At 36.3% G+C, this 15,626-nt stretch carries 12 protein-coding genes; 8 read left to right on the forward strand and 4 right to left on the reverse strand.

Annotation, left to right across the window (positions count from 1 at the left end; translation table 11 throughout):
• Positions 1-94: 94 nt before the first annotated feature.
• Positions 95-1,159: a 3-phosphoserine/phosphohydroxythreonine transaminase gene (gene serC / locus B5488_RS03375; protein WP_079733979.1), complete on the reverse strand. Its 1,065-nt coding sequence runs from the start codon at positions 1,157-1,159 to the stop codon at positions 95-97.
• A gap of 32 nt (positions 1,160-1,191) precedes the next feature.
• Positions 1,192-2,241: an acyl-CoA reductase gene (locus B5488_RS03380; RefSeq protein WP_079733980.1), complete on the reverse strand. Its 1,050-nt coding sequence runs from the start codon at positions 2,239-2,241 to the stop codon at positions 1,192-1,194.
• Positions 2,242-2,375: 134 nt separating this feature from the next.
• On the opposite strand from B5488_RS03380, the gene B5488_RS03385 reads away from it, so the two are divergent.
• Positions 2,376-2,729, forward strand: coding sequence for a 4Fe-4S dicluster domain-containing protein (locus B5488_RS03385; protein ID WP_079733981.1), 354 nt, complete (start codon positions 2,376-2,378; stop codon positions 2,727-2,729).
• 100 nt (positions 2,730-2,829) lie between these two features.
• Here B5488_RS03385 and B5488_RS03390 read toward each other — a convergent pair whose 3' ends face one another.
• Positions 2,830-3,708: an AraC family transcriptional regulator gene (locus tag B5488_RS03390; RefSeq protein ID WP_079733982.1), complete on the reverse strand. Its 879-nt coding sequence runs from the start codon at positions 3,706-3,708 to the stop codon at positions 2,830-2,832.
• 220 nt (positions 3,709-3,928) lie between these two features.
• Between B5488_RS03390 and B5488_RS03395 the strand changes: the two genes are divergently transcribed.
• Positions 3,929-4,501, forward strand: a complete 573-nt coding sequence (locus B5488_RS03395) for a T9SS type A sorting domain-containing protein (RefSeq protein WP_079733983.1) — start codon at positions 3,929-3,931, stop codon at positions 4,499-4,501.
• A 60-nt stretch (positions 4,502-4,561) separates the two neighbouring features.
• Here B5488_RS03395 and B5488_RS18255 read toward each other — a convergent pair whose 3' ends face one another.
• Positions 4,562-4,693: a hypothetical protein gene (locus B5488_RS18255; protein WP_262507341.1), complete on the reverse strand. Its 132-nt coding sequence runs from the start codon at positions 4,691-4,693 to the stop codon at positions 4,562-4,564.
• Positions 4,694-4,699: 6 nt separating this feature from the next.
• Between B5488_RS18255 and B5488_RS03400 the strand changes: the two genes are divergently transcribed.
• From B5488_RS03400 to mscL, 6 genes are all read left to right on the forward strand, one after another.
• A complete protein-coding gene (locus tag B5488_RS03400; protein WP_079733984.1) occupies positions 4,700-9,400 on the forward strand; it encodes a PAS domain-containing protein in 4,701 nt (1,566 codons plus the stop codon).
• Positions 9,401-9,629: 229 nt separating this feature from the next.
• Positions 9,630-10,058: a response regulator gene (locus tag B5488_RS03405; protein ID WP_079733985.1), complete on the forward strand. Its 429-nt coding sequence runs from the start codon at positions 9,630-9,632 to the stop codon at positions 10,056-10,058.
• Between the two features lie 121 nt (positions 10,059-10,179).
• Entirely contained in the window at positions 10,180-12,042 is a 1,863-nt protein-coding gene (locus B5488_RS03410; protein ID WP_079733986.1) for a DNA topoisomerase IV subunit B, read from the forward strand.
• Positions 12,039-12,521 (forward strand): hypothetical protein, encoded by a 483-nt coding sequence (locus B5488_RS03415; protein ID WP_079733987.1) that lies wholly within the window; start codon positions 12,039-12,041, stop codon positions 12,519-12,521. The genes B5488_RS03410 and B5488_RS03415 overlap by 4 nt, the downstream gene beginning before the upstream one ends.
• The gene (locus B5488_RS03420; protein ID WP_079733988.1) at positions 12,521-15,169 is read left to right on the forward strand and encodes a DNA gyrase/topoisomerase IV subunit A; all 2,649 of its coding nucleotides are present in this window, start codon (positions 12,521-12,523) and stop codon (positions 15,167-15,169) included. Before B5488_RS03415 ends, B5488_RS03420 begins: the two co-directional genes overlap by 1 nt.
• Positions 15,170-15,625 carry a large conductance mechanosensitive channel protein MscL gene (mscL, locus tag B5488_RS03425; protein WP_079733989.1) on the forward strand — a complete coding sequence of 152 codons (456 nt, stop codon included), beginning with the start codon at positions 15,170-15,172 and terminating at the stop codon, positions 15,623-15,625.
• Position 15,626: the final 1 nt, after the last annotated feature.

The raw sequence follows: 15,626 nt of genomic DNA on the forward strand, positions 1-15,626 counted from the left end.
TCCCTGGTATGGGAATTTGGTGCAGGATTATATTTATTTTCCTGCAGGTTATCAATTTAAGTATCCAGCTTTAATCTGGTTTTTCGATGCTGATTTATGATTCTTGTTCCAATTGCTGCATGGTTTTTACGAGCACTTTTACACTTTCTATATCTAAAGCGTTGTACATAGAAGCACGGTAGCCACCAACACTTCGGTGTCCGTTAAGTCCATTAATACCGGCATCTTTCCAAAGTATATCAAAAGCTTCTTTTTTGCTTTCATCGGTAAGGTTAAAAGTGGCGTTCATTGGCGAACGATCCTCAATTTCAGCAAAACCTTTAAATAATGGGTTTCTATCTACTTCTTTATAAAGTAAATCGGATTTTTCGGTGTTTCGTTTTTCCATTGCTGCAATTCCGCCTTTGTTTTTAATCCATCTTAGGGTTAATAGCGAAACATAGACCGCATAAACTGCCGGCGTATTAAACATACTGTCTTTTTCCAAATGTACTTTGTAGCTCAGCATTGATGGAATTTCACGCTCAACTTTTCCTAAAATATCTTCTTTGATCACCACCAGAGTAGTTCCTGCCGGACCCATATTTTTCTGGGCCCCCGCATAAATAAGATCAAATTTAGAAAAATCAAGTTCGCGAGAAAATATATCGCTGCTCATATCGCAAACCAGCGGCGCCTTAACTTCAGGGAAATCTTTAATTTGAGTGCCAAAAATTGTGTTATTGCTAGTACAATGGAAATAATCTACATCAGCCGGGATTTGATAATCTTTCGGGATATAATTGAAGTTTTTGTCTTTTGAGGAAGCAACTTCAACAACTTCACCAAAAAGTTTAGCTTCTTTAATCGCTTTAGAAGACCAGGTTCCGGTATTGAGATAGGCTGCTTTTTTATTTAATAAATTATAAGCCGTCATTAGAAATTGCATACTGGCACCTCCTTGCAAAAACAAGGCTTTATAGCCTTTATTTTGAAGTCCTAAAAGTTCCAGGGAAAGGCTACGGGCTTCTTCCATCACGTCTACAAAAGCTGTGCTGCGATGGGAAATTTCCATAATAGACAATCCTGAATCCTGGTAATCTAAAATGCCTTGCGCGGCTTCTTTAAAAACTTCCTGAGGTAAAATACAGGGACCGGCGCTATAATTATGTTTTTTCATAGTTGGTTTATAAAAGTGGTTAGTCTTATGTTTTAAAGTTTTTCTAAGAATTTTAAGGTATCTACGCCATCGGCATAATCCCATAATTCGGGTTGCTGGGTTTTACCGAAATCAATTTCGGCTTCAGACCCTACTACGCATTGCAGGTTTTCTTTATTTTGCTCCAGTTTTTCCTGTAATTCTTTTTCATCTTCGTATTCTTCATAAAACAAGGTTGCAATAGGGGAGCCGAAAATTTCGTCTTTTTTCAGAATAAGAAATCCGTTTTCCAGTAATTTAAATTCGCTCATTAAATACACCGCTTTGTTATAATCGTAATTATTGGCGTATTTAGCCGAATTCATCAAAGTATTCCACGGAAACATCGCCTTGAAAAAATCGTCAAAATCATATTCTTTAGGAACATACAGTTTTGAAACATTGCGGCAACCCAAGCCGAAATACCTAAAAATATCTTCGCCTAAAGCCTCCAGTTGTTCCTTAGTTTCCTTCCCGGTAAGAATAGCTACAGAATTTCGGTTTTTCCTGATGATGTTGGGTTTTCCAGAGAAATAATATTCGAAATACCTGGCGGTGTTGTTACTTCCGGTAGCGATAACCGCATCAAAATTGGTGAGTCTGTCCTCGGTGAATTTTATTCGGTCTTCAAATTCTGGAGCTATATTCATTAAAAATCCGGCGATTACCGGCAATAATTGTTTGTCGTTAGAAGATTGTTTTACCAAAACGTTATGCCCTGAAATTAAAACCGAAAGAAAATCGTGAAAACCAACCAGTGGAATGTTCCCGGCCATAATTATGGCTACCGTTTTTTGTTGATTTTCACCCAAATTATAAGGTGTCAACCAGGTATCCAAATTGCTTTGTGTTAGCGCTTTGCTCCACTGCTGAAGTGAAAAAATCACGTTTTCCCGGGTAAACCAACCGTTATAATGAACCGATTGATCAATTTTATCATTTAATTCATTAAAAAATCTTTCGTTTTCAGGCGTTATTTTTATTGAATTATTAGTCCCATCCCCAAAAAGACTCAGGAATTTTCCTACTTGAATAAAATATGATTTTCTTTCTTCGATTGTCATTTCCTTATTTGGTTATGATAGCCAATGGCTTTAAATTTGTAGTGCGAAATTAAAACTTAAGGCGGCAAACTCCTAAAAAAGGACAGGAAATACCACCTAAGTTTTATGATAATTAAATTACAAAGATAAAAGCTATGGCAATTGTTATAACAGATGAATGCATAAACTGCGGCGCCTGCGAGCCCGAGTGCCCTAATACAGCGATTTATGAAGGTGCAGACGACTGGCGTTATGCCGATGGAACAGACCTGGAAGGGAATGTGGTACTGCCAAATGGAAAGGAAGCTGATGCGAATGAAGCACAGGAACCTGTAAGTGATGAGATTTATTATATTGTACCCGACAAATGTACCGAGTGTAAAGGATTTCACGACGAACCACAATGTGCTGCGGTTTGTCCCGTAGACTGCTGCGTGCCCGATGATGAGCACGTAGAAAGTGAGGAAGAATTACTTGGTAAGCAGAAATTTATGCACGAAAACGAGTAAAATTCTTTTCAGAATTTAGAATATAAAAGATCCCGTTTCAGCTGAAACGGGATCTTTTTGTTTTATCACAATTTTAGATATATTAAAATCATAGAATAAATTATGAAACCGCAAACTTGATCTCATTACGGTAAACCGAAGGAGCCTTTCCGGTAAATTTCTTGAACTGCTTATTAAAATGACTAAAATTATTAAAGCCGCTTTCAAAGCATACATCTGTGATGCTTATCTGCTTTTCGTGCAATAATTTAGCAGCGTGTACCAGGCGATATTCGTTAACGAATTGCACAAAGGTTTTTCCGGTTGTTTTTTTGAAATATCTACAGAACGCCGGCACCGTCATACTCACCACTCCGGCAATTTCTTCCAGGGCAATATTTCTTTTAAATTCGTTTTTCACAAAATTAAAGACCACATTAATCCGGTTGTGATCTTCCAGTTCGGTATCCAGTACAAATCCTTCAGCATTTAAAAGGGTAAAATCTTTGGCGTTTTCAAGCATATTAAGAACATCAAGCAATCCCAGCAACCTTTTATAGTTAGTTAAGGAGTTTAGTGCTTCTATTTTGCCACCAATTAGGTTTTTATCTTCTCCGTGAAAAACAATTCCGTTTTTGGCCCGCTCAAGTAAAACCCGAACATTTCTCATTTCGGGGATCTCCCAGAAATTCTTTCCGAGGAAATCAGGACTAAATTGAATTACGGTTTCCCTGTCGTTATCGGTTAAACTATCGGTAAACCCACAGTGCGGAAGATTGGCGCCAATTAAAATAAGATCACCGTTTTGATAATAGGAGACGTGGCTTCCAATTTGTCTTTTCCCCGAACCCCCGTTTACATAAACCAGTTCTATTTCTGGGTGGTAATGCCAAAATGTGTGGTTTTTGTTTTGGTGTAGTTGGTTAAAACTTTTAAAAGAAAATGAACTTCCAAAGCTTGGGTCTACTTTTTCAAAAGAAGGCTTGTTGGTTTTTAGCATATCCTCAATAAATTAACTTTTTGGTAATATGGGCGTAATATTACTCCTAATAGTGCAAAATTAACTCAAAAATATGCTATATATACAAAAAATCAATATTAAATAATTGTAAATATCAATATAGCACATTTACTTGTTTATTCACTACTATTCAGCAGGGTAAAAGTGCCCTATCTTTGTAAATGTAAACAAGGGGTATTAACAATTAAAAATCAAAATTATGAAAAAACTATTGAAAAATTCGTTATTGCTAGTAGCTTTAGTAACCGGAATAAATTTCTACGCTGCTGACCGTGTGGAAGTTAGTGTAGATAAGGGGCAAACTCTAATTGTAGAATTAGATAATGTGAGTACAGTGAGCTTAGAAGATGCTTCAGGATTTATTCTATTTAAGGATAGTCCGGCGCTTGATGGGAATTATAAAAAGCAAATAGATTTTAGCCGTATTCCTGCAGGAACTTACTTTTTAAATACTGAAGATGTTAGTGGAATTTACACTACTGAAATTAAGAAATCCTCTAATGGAATAAGTATCGAAGATAAAACTGCTGCTGTAGTATTTAAACCGATCTATAAAGTAGAGGCTAAAAAAGTTAAATTTTTTCTAACCAATCCTGCAGAAACTTATGCGAGTCTAAAAGTATATGACGCTACAGGAAAACTGGTAGGAGAAGTTAAAGACAAAGGGTATACAATGAATAAAACCCTGGATTTTTCTAAAATGCAAAAAGGTGAGTACACTTTTAGATTAAGTGTTGCCGATAAGGTAATTACAGAAAAACTTTCAATTTAAGTTAGTTTATTAATTCAACTTAAAGCAGGGATTTGCACCTAAAATCCCTGCTTTTATTATTTAATGACCGAAGCTGGTTTCTCCAGTTTCGGTTTTTTTATATTCCCCTCTAAATTGTTTCACATATTTTAAGTATTTTCCTGAAGAATTAGTGGCTTGTTTGAGTAATAAAAACCAGGTCCGTAATCCCATTCTTCAATGATTAACCTCACGCAACAAAAGGAAGTATTCCTGTCTTTTCCTGACAATTGTTTCTTATTACTACCAGATTATCCAAAATTCACGATTATTGAAGTTAACCGTGCATTTCAAAAAAGTTCCGGTATGCCTCGAGAGCAGTTGGTTGGCAATGGTATGTTGGATGTTTTTGGGAAAGTAAATACAGATCATAATTTTATTGAGATACTTTCTCAATTCTTCCAGGAAGCTATAGAATCTGGCGAACCAAATCATATTCCCCAGGTTCGGTACGATCTCCCCGATAAGGAAACCGGCACTTTACAACGAAAAATTTGGGAAGCAGATAATATTCCTATTAAAAATGAAAAGGGAGAAATTGAATTTATTTTACATAGGGTTCGCGATATTACCCAGGTGATTAACACCCGGGAAAAGGGGCAGGTTTCGCTAAAAAGTTTACAGAAAAATGAAAAATTTTTAAAGGAAACTCAGGAAGTTGCTAAAATTGGTAGCTGGGAATTAGATGTTGAGCAGAATAGCCTTTACTGGTCTAAAATGCTTAAGGAAATTCACGAGGTCCCGCAAGATTTTACTCCGATTCTTGATACTGCTATAAATTTCTATAAATCTGAAAAAGATAAAACTACCATAAGAAATGCTATTTCTATGGCCTTAAATTCCGGGAAAGGTTTTGATCTTGAATTTGAAATAATTACTGCTAAAAATAATGATAAGTGGATAAGAACCACCGGAAAACCTGAGTTCAAAAACGGAAGGTGTATAAGAATTTTTGGAGCTACCCAGGATATTACTTCTCGTAAACTTGCTCAAATTAGACTTGAAAATATTAACGATAATATCCCCGGAGTTGTTTTTAGATATAAACTTAAACCAAATGGTGATGACCAATTAATGTACATAAGCGAAGGGGTTCGGAATGTTTGGGGGATCACCCCACAGGAAGCAACGCGAGACAATAGCGTTGTATGGAATTTGTATCATGAAGATGACATACCCCAACTTAAAAAAAAGATTAATGAATCGGCCAGTAATTTAAGTTTATGGTCGCATGAGTGGCGGGTAAAACATCCCGGAAAAGGGATACGATGGAACCGAGGATTTGGATCTCCCCAAAAACTGGCAGACGGTAGTATAGTTTGGGATTCTATTGTTTTAGATGTGACCGAGGAAAAATTGGCCTATGAATTATTAGAGATAAATGAATCACGCCAGCGAAGTTTACTGGAATCTCAAACCAATTACGTTATTAGAATTGATATTGAAGGAAATTACACTTATTGCAATAATAAATATCAAGAGGATTTTAGCTGGATAAATGGAGAATCTCGGTTAATTGGAGAAAGTAGTATGATTGCCGTGGTTGAAAAGGACAGGCAGAAGGTAGAAGGAATCCTTACAAAGTGTTTGGGAAATCCCGATAAATCTTTTCAGATCGAATTTGGGAAGCTAAGGGGAGATGGGAGTGTACGCACTACCGTTTGGGATTGTATCGCGTTAAGTGATGCACAAGGGAATCCTAATGAAATTCAATGTACTGGAATAGATATTTCGGAAAAACATGAAGCCGAGCTGGAGCTAAATAAAACCAAAGAACAATATAAAGGCTTAATAAAAAGTATAGAAGGTGTTTTTTGGGAATTAGATGTCGATACCTTTGAATTTACTTTTGTGAGCGACCAGGCTTTAGATTTAATAGGAATTAAACCTTCAGATTGGTACCACAAGCCCAAATTTTGGGAAAATCATATTCATCCAGACGACAGAAAATACGCAGTTAATTTCTGCCTAAGTCAGGTGGAACAAGGAAAAAACCACAGTTTTGAATATAGAATGCTAAAAGCCGATGGTAGTTATGTTTGGGTAAGCGATGTGGTTTCAGTGGTTAAAGAAAACGGGAAACCACGCTGGTTACGTGGTATTATGACCGATGTTTCTAAAAGGAAAAAAACCGAAAAAGACCTGGAGCAAAAGCGGTCTCGCCTAGATAAAATTATGAATGAGTCCCTGGATATTATATCTATAATTGATGCTGAAGGCTATTTTACAGAAATTAATAGGGCGGCAGAAAGTATTTTAGGTTATTCAATTGAAGAGCTACGAGGGAAAGCTTTTATGAATTTTGTTCTTAAAGAGGATAAGGAAAAAACAGAACAGGCGGCCTTGGATATTAGGAATGGTACCGCCATGACTAATTTTGAAAATCGTTACGTCGCGAAAAATGGGAACGTTATTCCGCTAACCTGGTCAGCATATTGGGACAGTAAAGAAAATCTCATGTATGCTATAGCGAGGGATTCCAGGGAAAGAAAACGAGCAGAAGAGCAACTTAAACTTAGTGAGCAGCGCTTTAAGAGTTTAGTGCAGGAAGGTGGTGATCTAATTGCCTTGTTAGATGAAAATGGTGATTATAGATACACGAGCCCTAATTTTATTTCTGTTTCAGGATATTCTCCTAAAGATTTTGAAAACCATAATGTATTTGAGTTTATTCACCCTGATGATTTAGAGGAAGTTCAAAAGAAATTTGAAGAGATACGCCGGCAAAAAAGGGTCCAAATTAATGGTATTAGGTTTAAACATAAAAACGGAAGCTGGCGTTGGTTAGAAACTACTGCAACGAATCTTATAGATGATCCGGCCGTTAAAGGTATAGTCACCAATTCACGCGATATTACCGAAAAAAGACACTTTCAGGAATTAGAAAATTTGGAGCGTAAAGTGCTGGAAATGAATTTTAAAAAGACTTCCAGATTAAAGGGAATCCTTAATTTTTATGTAAAAAACCTGGAGAAGATAAACCCTAATGCTTCTTTCGTTATTCAAAAGCTTGAAAACGAGAAATTATCTCATTGGGCTTCGGGTGAAATTAATCCTAATCTTGTAGATGCTTTAAATGACCTGGGAATTGAACAAAAAGATAAAATATACTCTGTATTTGAAGACGGGAAACCCGTTGTTTTAAAAATTAATAAGGCTCCTGCTTCCAGATTAAAAACAATAGCATTAAAAAATGAAATCGAGTCTTGCTGGACTTATCCAATTATAGATTCAAAAGGGCAAAGACTGGGGATTTTTACAGTTTTTTATAAAAATAATCCTTTCCACGAAAAAGAAAAGGAGCAGAGAAGTATTAAAAGGTCGGTTGGATTGTTGCAGTTAATTGTTGAATTTCAGTTAAATGAAATAGCTCTAAAACGCAGCAATCAACGCTATGAATTTGTAAATAAAGCCACCGAGGATGCAATTTATGATTGGGATGTTGTAAATGATGAGTTGACCTGGGGAGACGGATTCTATAAAATGTTGGGCACCGATAGGGAGCAAGGTACATTTCCACTTCAAAAATGGAGCGAGGGCATTCACCCCAATGATATTATTGAAGTTAATAAAAGTTTGGAGCAGAGTTTAAAGAATAAAAATAAAAGTAAATGGCATGCTGAATACCTTTTCAGAAAAGCTGACGGCTCTTATTTAGATATTATTGAAAATGGATATATCATTAGAAATGATGAGGGTAAAGCCTTAAGAATGATTGGTGTGCTTCGCGATGTTTCTGATATAAAAGCCTATGAAAAGGAACTTGAAAGTGCCAACGAAAGATATCGTTATGTAACTAAAGCCACATCTGATGCTATTTGGGATTATGATGTTGTTGAAGGTAAATTGTTTTGGGGTGCAGGTTTTGAGACAATATTTAACTATAATTTAAAGGAGTTTAAACCGAATCTCTCTACCTGGTACAATAAGATTCATCCCGACGACCAGGGAAAAATTGTTAATAGCTTTCAGCGGTTTCTTGAAGGCGAGGATAGCATTTGGGAAGAAGAATATAGGTATAGAAATGCACAGGGTGATTATCTGGATGTATTTGACAGAGGTTTTGTGGTTCGTGATAAAAATAAAAAAGCCATTAGAGTGGTAGGAGCAATACAGGATATTTCCCGTAAAAAACAATACGAAATATCGCTTAAAAAACTTAATGCAGAATTAAAGGAAAGAGCCAAAGAGCTGGCAACCTCAAATGCAGAGTTGGAGCAATTTGCTTACGTAGCTTCTCACGATCTTCAGGAGCCACTGCGTATGGTAACAAGTTTTTTAACCCAATTGGAAAAGAAATATGCCGACGTTCTGGACGAAAAAGGTTTATTGTATATAGATTTTGCGGTAGATGGAGCAAAAAGAATGCGACAGATTATTTTAGATCTTTTAGAATTTTCAAGGGTGGGAAGAACCGAAGATAAACTTGAAGACGTATCAATAGCCGAGATTTTAGAAGAAATAACGCAGCTTTACCGAAAAAGAATAGAAGAACGAAAAGCAAAAATTATAAGTGAAAATTTACCGGTTATAAAAGCTCCAAAAAGTCCTATACGGCAGGTGTTTCAGAATATTATTAGCAATGCTCTAAAATACAGTAAAGAAGATATTAGTCCTGAAATTAGCATTGATTTTAAGGAAACCGAAAATTTCTGGGAATTTAGTATTAAGGATAATGGAATTGGTATAGATAAAGAGTATTTTGATCGTATTTTCGTTATATTTCAGCGTTTGCATCATCGGGACGAATATTCTGGGACTGGAATGGGCCTTGCGGTTACTAAAAAAATTATCGAAAACCTGGGTGGAAAAATTTGGGTAGAATCTCAGGAAGAAAAGGGAAGTATTTTTCATTTTACCATTGCAAAAGCTATAGCTTAATTGTAATAAAATTCTTATGATGAAATAAATTTTAGACTCGCCTTAGAAATAAACTGAATTTTTAGTTAATTATTATTTAAATTCTTATATTTTACTCGGTAGTTGAGATTTAAAACACGTTCCGAAGAATCGGAATGCCTCGAAATTAAAAATATTATTTTCCAGGAATGCCTCGTGAGCTTGCTTCTGGGTAATTTACTATTTAAACTTTCAAATAAATTTTGTAGCTATGGAATCTATCCACATACTTTTGGTTGAAGATAATGAAGGCGATATACTTTTGACTTCAGAAGCACTTGAAGAGGGCAAAATTCTGAATAAATTAAGTGTGGTTAGAGATGGAAAGGAAGCTATGGATTTTCTGGATAAAAAAGGAAAGTATGTAAAAGCAATTACTCCAGATCTAATTTTATTAGATGTAAACCTTCCAAAAATGAATGGGCACGAAGTTCTCAAATTCGTAAAACAACATAAAGACCTAAGGCAAATTCCGGTAATTATGCTTACTACTTCTTCCTCAAAAGAAGATATTGATATTTCTTACCAGAATTATGCAAATTGTTACATCACAAAACCTATAGAAGTAGATGATTTTATGAATGCCGTGAACCAAATTGAAGAATTCTGGGTTAATCTGGTAAAACTTCCTTCTAAATAGTTTTTTTTCTCAAAAATCTAATTAACAGATATTTTAATTTTTTGTTAATTAAAATCTCCTTGCTTTGTTTTAACTTTTTGCCCTATACCTTATATTAGCGCCACAACTCCATGAACCACTTATGAGCCAGGAAACGAAGTATACCGAAGATAATATACGGTCTTTAGACTGGAAAGAACATATTAGAATGCGTCCCGGGATGTATATTGGTAAGCTGGGAGACGGCTCCAGTGCCGATGATGGGATTTATATTCTGCTTAAAGAAGTGCTGGATAACAGTATTGATGAGTTTGTGATGGGCTCTGGGAAAACCATTGATATCTCTGTACAAAACCAAAGAGTTATAGTTCGCGATTATGGGCGTGGTATTCCGTTAGGAAAAGTAGTAGACGTAGTTTCTAAAATGAATACCGGTGGAAAATACGATTCCCGGGCTTTTAAGAAATCAGTTGGGCTTAATGGGGTTGGTACAAAGGCCGTAAATGCGCTTTCTTCTTATTTTAGGGTAGAATCTTCACGAGACGGTAAATCTCACGCTGCCGAATTTGCCCAGGGAGAATTACAGGAAGAAGAACATTTAGATGAAACTTCCCGTCGTCGCGGAACTAAAGTAACCTTTGTTCCTGATGAGGTTATTTTTAAAAACTTTAAATTCAGAAATGAGTATATAGAAAAAATGCTCAAAAATTATGTGTACCTGAATCCAGGCTTAACCATAATTTTTAACGGCGAAAAATTCTATTCAGAAAACGGACTTAAAGATCTTTTAAAAGATAGTATCCTCGAAGATGAGCGTTTATATGAAATCATCCATATGCGCGGTAACGATATTGAAGTTGCTATCACGCATAGTAAAACCCAGTATAGCGAAGAATACCATTCGTTTGTAAATGGACAAAATACTTCACAGGGTGGAACGCACCTTGCCGCTTTTAGGGAAGCGATTGTTAGAACCATACGTGAATTCTACGGAAAAAATTACGATGCCAGCGATATTAGAAAATCTATAGTTTCTGCAATTAGTATTAAAGTGATGGAACCGGTTTTTGAAAGCCAGACGAAAACAAAACTGGGTTCTACAGATATGGGCGGGGATATGCCTACCGTACGAACATACATTAACGATTTTTTAAAAACGCAATTAGATAATTACCTGCATAAAAACCAGGAGACTGCAGATAGCATTCAGCGTAAAATATTACAGGCCGAAAGGGAGCGTAAAGACCTTTCTGGAATTAGAAAACTTGCGAAAGACCGGGCGAAAAAAGCCAGTTTACACAATAAAAAATTACGGGATTGCCGTATTCATCTTGGCGACAGTAAAAAAGAGCGCTACCTGGAAACTACCTTGTTTATTACCGAGGGAGATTCAGCGAGTGGTTCTATTACCAAATCCCGTGATGTAAATACACAGGCGGTTTTCAGTTTAAAAGGAAAACCTTTAAACAGCTACGGTTTAAGTAAAAAAATTGTTTATGAAAATGAAGAATTCAATTTACTGCAAGCCGCGCTTAATATTGAAGAATCTTTAGCAGATCTAAGATATAACAATATAGTAATTGCAACTGATGCCGATGTAGATGGAATGCATATTAGGTTATTGTTAATTACATTTTTCCTTCAGTTTTTCCCTGAATTAATTAAAGAAAACCACTTATATATTCTCCAAACGCCATTATTTAGGGTTCGAAATAAAAAGGAAACTATTTATTGTTATAGCGAAACCGAAAGAAGAAATGCAGTAGAAAAACTTACCGGAAAAGCTGAAATTACCCGATTTAAAGGTTTGGGTGAAATATCTCCAGATGAATTTCAGCATTTTATTGGCGATAATATTCGGTTAGATCCCGTAATGTTGGATAAAGAGAAATCGATAGACGAAATGCTTAATTTCTATATGGGAAAAAATACACCAGACAGGCAGGAATTCATTATTGATAATCTTAAAGTTGAACTTGATCTAATTGAAGAGTTAGGCTTATGAGATTCACCAATAAGAATGAAGTAAAAATAGTACCTTCTATTTACATTGTATTGGTGGCGATTTTCGTCACCAATATTTTTGTGAATATAGAACTTATGAGTAGTGATGAACCCGTAAGGTTTAGTCATTACCTTCCAAATATCGTGGTACTTTTGCTTGGTTTTTATGTGCATAGAATAGGCCAGAGTTTTGACTTTGACAGCGATGGCGAAACCCTGAATCTTAAGAACAACGGCGTTTTCTTTTCAAAATTTATGGAATACCGGGTACAAAAAGCCGAGTTTCCAAAAAGGAAACTGGGTAAATTCAGGGTAAGCGATTACTTTTTTTATTCCGCAGTAACAATTTATATAAGTTCGCGCAGAAGACGCGGTTACAAAAAATATACTTTTAATACTACTTTTCTCAGCCGTAAAAAGAAGCGTGGCATGATAGCTTCTATGCAGAAAATAGTAGACAATCAAAAAACTACCGCTTAATGGAAGAAAACCAGGAAGAAGCAAAAGATGATCATTTAGAACAACCAAAAGAAGAGCTTATAAAAGTAACCGGGATGTATAAAGACTGGTTTCTTGACTATGCTTCTTATGTGATTCTTGAACGTGCGGTGCCGGCTATGGAAGATGGTTTTAAACCGGTGCAACGCCGTATTATGCATTCCATGAAAGATTTAGACGATGGGCGTTACAACAAAGTAGCGAATATCGTTGGGCATACCATGCAGTATCACCCGCACGGTGATGCCAGTATTGGGGATGCCATGGTGCAAATTGGCCAGAAAGATATTTTAATAGATACCCAGGGGAACTGGGGAAATATTTTAACGGGAGACCGTTCGGCAGCGCCAAGATATATTGAAGCCCGTTTATCTAAATTTGCGCTAGAAGTTTTATTTAATCCAAAATTAACCGAATGGCAACTTTCCTACGATGGTAGAAAGAAAGAACCCGTAAATCTTCCGGTAAAATTCCCAATGTTGCTCGCTCAGGGTGCTGAAGGTATCGCGGTGGGCCTGAGCACACGCGTACTTCCGCATAATTTTAATGAACTTATAGATGCCTCTATAAAACATTTAAAAGGAAAAAAATTCACAATATTCCCCGATTTTCCAACCGGCGGAATTGCTGATATTTCGAATTATAACGACGGAAAACGTGGCGGCAGGGTTAGAGTGCGGGCTAAAATTAGTCAGTATGATAAAAATACCCTGGCAATTACCGAAATTCCTTACGGCACCACAACCACCACGCTTATAGATTCGGTTTTAAAGGCGAACGATAAAGGAAAGATCAAGATCAAGAAGATTGAGGATAATACTGCTGCTGAAGTAGAGATCCTTATTCATTTACCTAATAATATTTCCCCAGATAGGACTATAGATGCGCTTTATGCATTTACTACCTGTGAAAATTCTATTGCACCGCTGGGTTGTGTGATTATAGATAATAAACCAATCTTCCTGGGAGTTTCAGAAATTTTACGAAGCTCTACAGATCATACACTTCATTTGCTGAAAAGGGAATTGGAGATTACTCTCGAAGAATTGGAAGAGCAATGGCATTTTTCATCTTTAGAGCGAATTTTTATTGAAAAACGAATTTATCGTGAGATTGAAGATGAAGAAACCTGGGATGGTGTTATCAATGCCATAGATGAAGGTTTAAAACCACATATTAAACACCTAAAACGAGCCGTAACCCGGGAGGATATTACAAGGCTTACCGAAATTAGGATTAAAAGAATTTCGAAATTCGATTTAGATAAAGCGCAGCAGAAAATTGAAGCTCTGGAAGATGAGATCGCCAGGGTGAAACACCATTTAGATCATTTGGTAGAGTATGCGATAGCTTACTTCACAAAACTTAAAAAAGATTACGGAAAGGAAAAAGATCGTAAAACCGAGCTTCGAATTTTTGATGATATAGAAGCTACCAAAGTAGTTATACGTAATTCAAAACTTTATGTAAATCGTAAGGAAGGATTTATTGGTACTGCGCTTAAAAAAGACGAATATGTTACCGATTGTAGTGATATAGACGATATTATTTGTTTCACTGCCGATGGGAAAATGATGGTTACAAAAGTTGATACCAAAACTTTTGTAGGAAAAGATATTATTCACGTCGCTATTTTTAAGAAAAAAGACAAGCGTACCATTTATAATATGATCTACCGTGATGGAAAGGGCGGTGCGGCTTATATTAAGCGTTTTTCGGTGACTTCGGTGACCCGGGATCGGGAATACGATTTATCACAAGGGAAAAAAGATTCAAAAGTGCATTATTTTTCAGCGAACCCTAATGGGGAGGCTGAGGTTATAACCATTTTCCTAAGACAGGTAGGCAGCATTAAAAAATTGAAGTTTGATGTAGACTTTGCCGATATGCTTATTAAAGGCAGAAATGTAAAAGGAAATATTGTCACCAAATATGCTGTAAAGCGAGTAGAACTTAAAGAAGAAGGAGTTTCTACATTAAAACCCAGAAGGATCTGGTTTGATGAAACGGTAAAAAGATTAAATGTTGATGAACGTGGGGAACTTCTTGGAGAATTTAGGGGAGAAGATAGAATTTTGATCGTAACCCAGGATGGGATTGCAAAAACAATTATTCCTGAACTTACCACGCGTTTTGACGAAGAAATGGTAGTCCTGGAAAAATGGATGCCGAAAAAACCAATCTCTGCTATTTACTGGGAAGCTGAAAAAGAGCGTTTCTATGTAAAGCGTTTTTTAATTGAAAATCCCGATAAAGAAGAAAAGTTTATTAGCGAGAGTGAGAACTCCTATTTAGAACTGGTTTCAACCGATTATTATCCGCAAGCGGAAATAGTTTTCACTAAACAACGGGGTAAAGAACAGCGTGATAACGAAGAAGTTAATATTGAAGAATTCATTTCGGTAAAAGGGATTAAGGCTCTTGGAAACCAGTTGACTACCGATAAGGTGAAACAGATAAACCCGTTAGCACCTTTACCGTACGAAGAGGAAGAAGAAGTTCCTGCGGAAGATATTGAAGTGGTAGAAGAAGAATCAGTTTCAGAAGAAAATAATAAACTGAATATTGTTGGTAAAAAGGAAGACAAAGGTGACTCTTCCGAAAGTCAGGGAACTTTATTTGATGAGTAAATGGGGATTATAAAAGAATTTAAAGAATTTGCCATAAAAGGAAATATGGTAGATATGGCCGTGGGGATCATAATTGGTACGGCCTTTAATTCAGTGGTAAATACTTTAGTTAAAGAGGTGGTAATGCCGCCTTTGAGTTTAATGACTGACGGTATTGAATTCGCTAACAGAAAATGGGTGCTCAGGGAAGGTGTTGCAGAAGCTGATGGCGTAACCCTCGTGGAAGAAGTTGCTGTAGGTTATGGAGCTTTAATTGAATCGCTACTTGATTTCCTTATAATTGGTATGACCATTTTCCTGGTGATAAGACTTATGAATCGTTTTAGAAATAAGGCTGAAAACCCAGATGACAAGCGGGAAGTAACCCCAAAGGACATCGAACTTTTATCTAAAATGAATCATCTTATGGAAGAGCAAAACCAACTGCTTAAAAATAATCTTTCAAACAAAAAATAGT

It is taken from the genome of Salegentibacter salegens (assembly GCF_900142975.1).
Taxonomy (GTDB): domain Bacteria; phylum Bacteroidota; class Bacteroidia; order Flavobacteriales; family Flavobacteriaceae; genus Salegentibacter; species Salegentibacter salegens.

Bases quoted from the DNA above. Each gene is read 5' to 3' on its own strand.
- B5488_RS03385 (WP_079733981.1), top strand. From the start codon at position 2,376: ATGGCAATTGTTATAACAGATGAATGCATAAACTGCGGCGCCTGCGAG.
- B5488_RS03405 (WP_079733985.1), top strand. From the start codon at position 9,630: ATGGAATCTATCCACATACTTTTGGTTGAAGATAATGAAGGCGATATA.
- B5488_RS03415 (WP_079733987.1), top strand. From the start codon at position 12,039: ATGAGATTCACCAATAAGAATGAAGTAAAAATAGTACCTTCTATTTAC.
- B5488_RS03395 (WP_079733983.1), top strand. From the start codon at position 3,929: ATGAAAAAACTATTGAAAAATTCGTTATTGCTAGTAGCTTTAGTAACC.
- B5488_RS18255 (WP_262507341.1), bottom strand. From the start codon at position 4,693: ATGGGATTACGGACCTGGTTTTTATTACTCAAACAAGCCACTAATTCT.
- B5488_RS03400 (WP_079733984.1), top strand. From the start codon at position 4,700: ATGATTAACCTCACGCAACAAAAGGAAGTATTCCTGTCTTTTCCTGAC.
- serC (WP_079733979.1), bottom strand. From the start codon at position 1,159: ATGAAAAAACATAATTATAGCGCCGGTCCCTGTATTTTACCTCAGGAA.
- B5488_RS03420 (WP_079733988.1), top strand. From the start codon at position 12,521: ATGGAAGAAAACCAGGAAGAAGCAAAAGATGATCATTTAGAACAACCA.
- B5488_RS03410 (WP_079733986.1), top strand. From the start codon at position 10,180: ATGAGCCAGGAAACGAAGTATACCGAAGATAATATACGGTCTTTAGAC.
- mscL (WP_079733989.1), top strand. From the start codon at position 15,170: ATGGGGATTATAAAAGAATTTAAAGAATTTGCCATAAAAGGAAATATG.
- B5488_RS03380 (WP_079733980.1), bottom strand. From the start codon at position 2,241: ATGACAATCGAAGAAAGAAAATCATATTTTATTCAAGTAGGAAAATTC.
- B5488_RS03390 (WP_079733982.1), bottom strand. From the start codon at position 3,708: ATGCTAAAAACCAACAAGCCTTCTTTTGAAAAAGTAGACCCAAGCTTT.